6 protein-coding genes are annotated in these 4,663 nt (G+C 42.3%); all 6 read right to left on the bottom strand.

What is annotated here, in order from left to right; all coding sequences use genetic code 11:
• Nucleotides 1-121: 121 nt before the first annotated feature.
• Nucleotides 122-394: a hypothetical protein gene (locus H0W64_12665; GenBank protein MBA3662566.1), complete on the bottom strand. Its 273-nt coding sequence runs from the start codon at nucleotides 392-394 to the stop codon at nucleotides 122-124.
• Nucleotides 395-1,328: 934 nt separating this feature from the next.
• A complete protein-coding gene (locus tag H0W64_12660) occupies nucleotides 1,329-1,784 on the bottom strand; it encodes a hypothetical protein (protein MBA3662565.1) in 456 nt (151 codons plus the stop codon).
• A 152-nt stretch (nucleotides 1,785-1,936) separates the two neighbouring features.
• Entirely contained in the window at nucleotides 1,937-2,173 is a 237-nt protein-coding gene (locus H0W64_12655; GenBank protein ID MBA3662564.1) for a hypothetical protein, read from the bottom strand.
• Nucleotides 2,174-2,303: 130 nt separating this feature from the next.
• Entirely contained in the window at nucleotides 2,304-2,681 is a 378-nt protein-coding gene (locus H0W64_12650; protein MBA3662563.1) for a DUF4375 domain-containing protein, read from the bottom strand.
• Between the two features lie 204 nt (nucleotides 2,682-2,885).
• Nucleotides 2,886-3,395, bottom strand: coding sequence for a hypothetical protein (locus H0W64_12645; protein MBA3662562.1), 510 nt, complete (start codon nucleotides 3,393-3,395; stop codon nucleotides 2,886-2,888).
• A 19-nt stretch (nucleotides 3,396-3,414) separates the two neighbouring features.
• On the bottom strand, nucleotides 3,415-3,780 hold the full coding sequence (locus H0W64_12640) for a hypothetical protein (protein ID MBA3662561.1): 366 nt from the start codon (nucleotides 3,778-3,780) through the stop codon (nucleotides 3,415-3,417).
• Nucleotides 3,781-4,663: the final 883 nt, after the last annotated feature.

Here is a 4,663-nt window from a genome sequence, read left to right as displayed (position 1 = left end):
GCAGTATACGCTGCCCAGCGACGCAAGGTCGCCTGACACATCGACGCATTTTCGTCCGCTGACACTGACGAAAATCCGTCAGATTGACTGCGGCTGGACTCTGAGCGGCTTGGATGAGCGGTTACCAATGACCCCACACCACTTCGGCTTTTTCTTTATCGATAATGATTGTCTGTGGTGTTTTTGTTTCGTTATTTACCTTACCCGTCTCACGCAGTAAGAGCTTTCCCTTGTTTTCACCAATGAATGAAAGGCGACAACTTATGATTTTATTGTCCCTTATAACATCAAGGTCGATGGTTAATGAGGTTAAATCATCAATATTCTTCGGTATTTCTAGTGCATTTAATATGTTTATGAATAAATTTAGAAAAATGATAATGAGATATTTCATTGTTTTCCATGCTTCTATCTTAGTAAATATTGAATTCCCGATGCCTAACAACCAAGATCAGCGGCGACCCGCAGGATGCGCCACGAAAAACTAAGGACGCGCCCGACGGGGCGTCCGTTGCATCGCCAGTTAGGCGTCATCTTTTTATGGATACGGAAGAAATTTATCATGTTCAACACCGAGAGGTTCAGCGCCAAATCCTTTACCCTGGTGCGATATCGTGTGACAAATCCCAAGTACAATGAGTCCTATCATTCCAATGCCGCTAAATCCAATGAAATAGATTACCTTGAAATAAATATGAACCTGTTTGTTTTTACACAAAAGATAAATAATGGGAATATTTGAGGCCAACACTGTAAGGTATACCCAAAAGGTATACTTAGTTACCAGGTAAAATCCCCGCTCATTTATCCCATGCTTGGAATAATGAACATAAAATAAAGCCACATATAGCCCGAGGGCAAATATAAAGTTTAATAATAGAAAGAAGAATGTCGATTTAGAGTGCATTTTTCGTGACGCCTAACAACCAAGATCAGCGGCGCCGAGCCGGTAATCGTTCATAGAGCACAGAAACGGTCGACGAGGCGTCCGTTGCATCGCAAGTTAGGCGTAACGCCAAAGAATAGCAGAAGTGAATTTAGCATCGCAGGAGTGGAATTGAGCCGTGATCATCGCAGGAACCGCCCCACGCGCAACTTTCTTAAAATCTGTAACGCCACGAATTTAAGAAAAGGATATGGCCGTAATCGGTTATCGTGTACTTGATCACGGATAATGTGATCCGTGAATATCAAGGGAACGGAGAAAGACATCATTCGTGACGCCTAACAACCAAGATCAGCGGCGCCGAGCCAATGACGGTTAGCCAAGCACAAGAACCGCACGACGAGGCGTCCGTTGCATCGCAAGTTAGGCGTCGTTAAAATAGTCAGCATTTAGGAATTTCATATGGGGCAATGAGTCTTGCTATGGTTATATATAGCATTGAAGATAAAAGCGCCTGCGAATCTTCACGCATCGAGAAATATTCATCCCAATCCTTTCCATTGCGCATTGTTCCGATAGTATGACATAGAATACCTGAAGTAGCTTCACGTGTAATTGCATTGGCCTTTTCTGATTTATCAGACCACAGTTGGTCATTAGTAAGGCATTCATTTGGAAAATATGTTTTTAATCTAACAACTTCCCCAAATAAAGTGGCTATTACATCACGGTCTAAGTTAAATGTGAAATCTTTGATGATATTTTTTCGCCAAGGATACCCTTTAATTGGATATGTTAGAATCGCACCACATTCCCGTTTTCCATTTATTCCGAATTGGCACCTTGCAAGCATCCTCGCTTCTTCACCTGGACGAAAATAGTACAAAATATTTGTCATTCAGACGCCTAACAACCAAGATCAGCGGCGCCGAGCCAAAAATCGTTCATAAAGCACAGAAACGGTCGACGAGGCGTCCGTTGCATCACATTGTTAGGCATCAGTACAGTAGATTTTTGAATAGAAGTTTATAAATTTTATTTTTATAATAATTATGGTATCGCTATCCAGCTAAAGTCATGGCCATAACCAGAGCCTAAATCTAATATTGCTTCCCTACCTGTAAAATGCTTATCGGCGCACAAAATAGGATAGTAAGTAAAAAATCCAAATGAGCTAGCGCGGCCGATTGGGAAATGGGTATTGTGATATATAATTCCCGAGGTGGTTGGAATGACTTCATGCAGTAAAATTCGCAAGATAATAAAACCCAACAAATATACAGTCATTAGACCGCCAATTATTATAAATATATATTTAATCACAAATTTCGTAATTTTCACTGCGTTTACGCACGTAAGAAATTTTTATTCAATGATGCCTAACAACCAAGATCAGCGGCGCCGAGCCGATAATCGTTCATAAAGCACGGAAACGGTCGACGAGGCGTCCGTTGCATCGCAAGTTAGGCATCGTTGTAGCCATCACTGAACAGAAATTTCTTACCATAAGTTCAAGAGCAGCATCGATTCTGTCAGACCATCTATAGAAGTCTGAATCAAGTTTTTGGATAATTTCACTATATCGTTCCAATCGTTCTTTTCGTTGCTCGTAATTTAACCCACGAACATCGCCAACGAGTTCACAGGCAGTCTCAATCATCAATGCTACTTCACCTTGACCAATTATTCTAAATGATTCTGCCGTCTCGGCATGTCGCGTTTTTTCCGGAAGATCGCGTTCCATAAAATAATGGAAACCGCCATTATCAATCACACCTTTAACCGATACTACCACGACTATGCTTCTTCCGGGTTCCGGAATTATATTCAATTCACTACGATACTTCTTTTCGAAGCACTTAAAAACCAAGCTCACAGTATCCATTGAATTTTAGATGCCTAACAACCGAGTTAAGTGGCGACCTGCCGGATGGGTCCGCAAAGCGAAGAAATCGCACGACAGGGCGTCCACTTCAACGATTTGTTAGGCATCTGACCACTATTTTGGTCGCAGAATTATCACCGAATCATTTTCCTTAACGCCCTTAGGGGTAATCTTCACTTTCTGAAGCACCTTATCTTTTAGAAACACCTGGACTATGCCCCCTGACGTATTCAGCAATATATGGCCTTCATCGGATATGGGCAAATAGGTAATAGATTTGGCGCCGTAAAACGACGGAATCCCCAGCTTTCTAATCACTTCATCTTCGGTTTCTGTTCCCTTTAATTCTTTCGCCTTTGTACATACATCGTCAATTGTATAGGATTGCTTTAATGTTTTTGAATCCATTGGCTCAACAATTGGCTTATTTGAAATGAATTCTTCAATTTTTTCAACTTCCGAGGCCCAACTGGGCGCCATGCATATAGCCAGCAACAATAGAAATGATTTGGGATTTGGCATATCGTAGTACTTCAGATGCCTAACAACCTGGATCAGCGGCGCCGAGCCATTGACCGTTCGCGATCCACCCCACGCGCCCGACGAGGCGTCCGTTGCATCCATTTGTTAGGCATCACGTATTTCACGACATTTGTAAATGCATAACATGATCCACCTGCTTGAGGACTGTTGCGACATATACTATCATCAAGATTACAAATAAAACGACATAGTTATTTTTAATAACTACCTTTAATTTTGTATCGTCCATTTTTTTCATCAACAATAAATATCCGATTGTTGATCCCCATAGCACACTCGCAAACATTGGAGAACACATTGCCCAGGTAAACCAGCCTGGGTCGATGCCCAATTCATTGTAAAGAGACTTAAGTGGTCCAGCTGCATGCCATACAATTGCACCTGATATAACCCCTACAATTACTGTAGCAGGAGTTACCAAATCAAATTTATAGGTAAGAATACCAAGAATTTTTGAAGGGGTCATTGCGAGTGATGCCTAACAACCAAGATCAACGGCGCCGAGCCAGCAACGTTTCGCCAAGCCCCCTACGCGCCCGACGAGGCGTCCGTTGCATCGCAAGTTAGGCGTAACGCCGAAGAATAGAAGAAGAGTAATTACCATATTAGGGGAAAATTGTGGGTATTCAGCATAGAAATCACACCACGCGCCACATTTTTGAGATCTATAACGCCAATATTTTAATATAAGATATGGCCGTAATCAGTTATTGTATAATTAATCACAAGGGGTGTGATTTAAGAACATTGAGGATTTAGAGAAAGATATGATTCGTGACGCCTAACAACCAAGTTCAGCGGCGCCGAACCAGCAACAGTTCGCCAAGCACCCTACGGGTTCGACGAGGCGTCCGTTGCAACGCATTGTTAGGCATCACGGACAACAACTTAATCATCGAAATTTTCACCAAAAATTTGCCGGCTTAAAAAGTTGATACATATTTTTATGATAACTGCCATAATCAATATGGCGACGGGTATACCGATATGAGCATTTTTATAGTATTTTATATAGGCAATAGTGGCAGACACGTAAATGCACGAAGTAAATGTCAATACGAGAAGATCTATAGTTCGCTCAGACCACGATTTAGGAATTAACTGAGTACCGTAGGCCAACCTGTACCCAATGGTGCCGTACATGGTGATTCCGAGAGCTATCAGCCCAAAACCCGCCATCCATCCATCATTTTCTGAAAAGTGATAACGCATCTTTAGTGACGCCTAACAACCAAGATCAGCGGCGCCGAGCCGGAAATCGTTCATAGAGCACCGAAACGGTCGACGAGGCGTCCGTTGCATCGCAAGTTAGGCGTAACGCCTACGAATTGCAGAAGGGAATGTAGCAT

This window comes from Gammaproteobacteria bacterium (genome assembly GCA_013816845.1).
Lineage (GTDB): Bacteria > Pseudomonadota > Gammaproteobacteria > DSM-16500 > DSM-16500 > Aquicella.
This window is presented reverse-complemented; position numbering and strand designations above follow the sequence as displayed.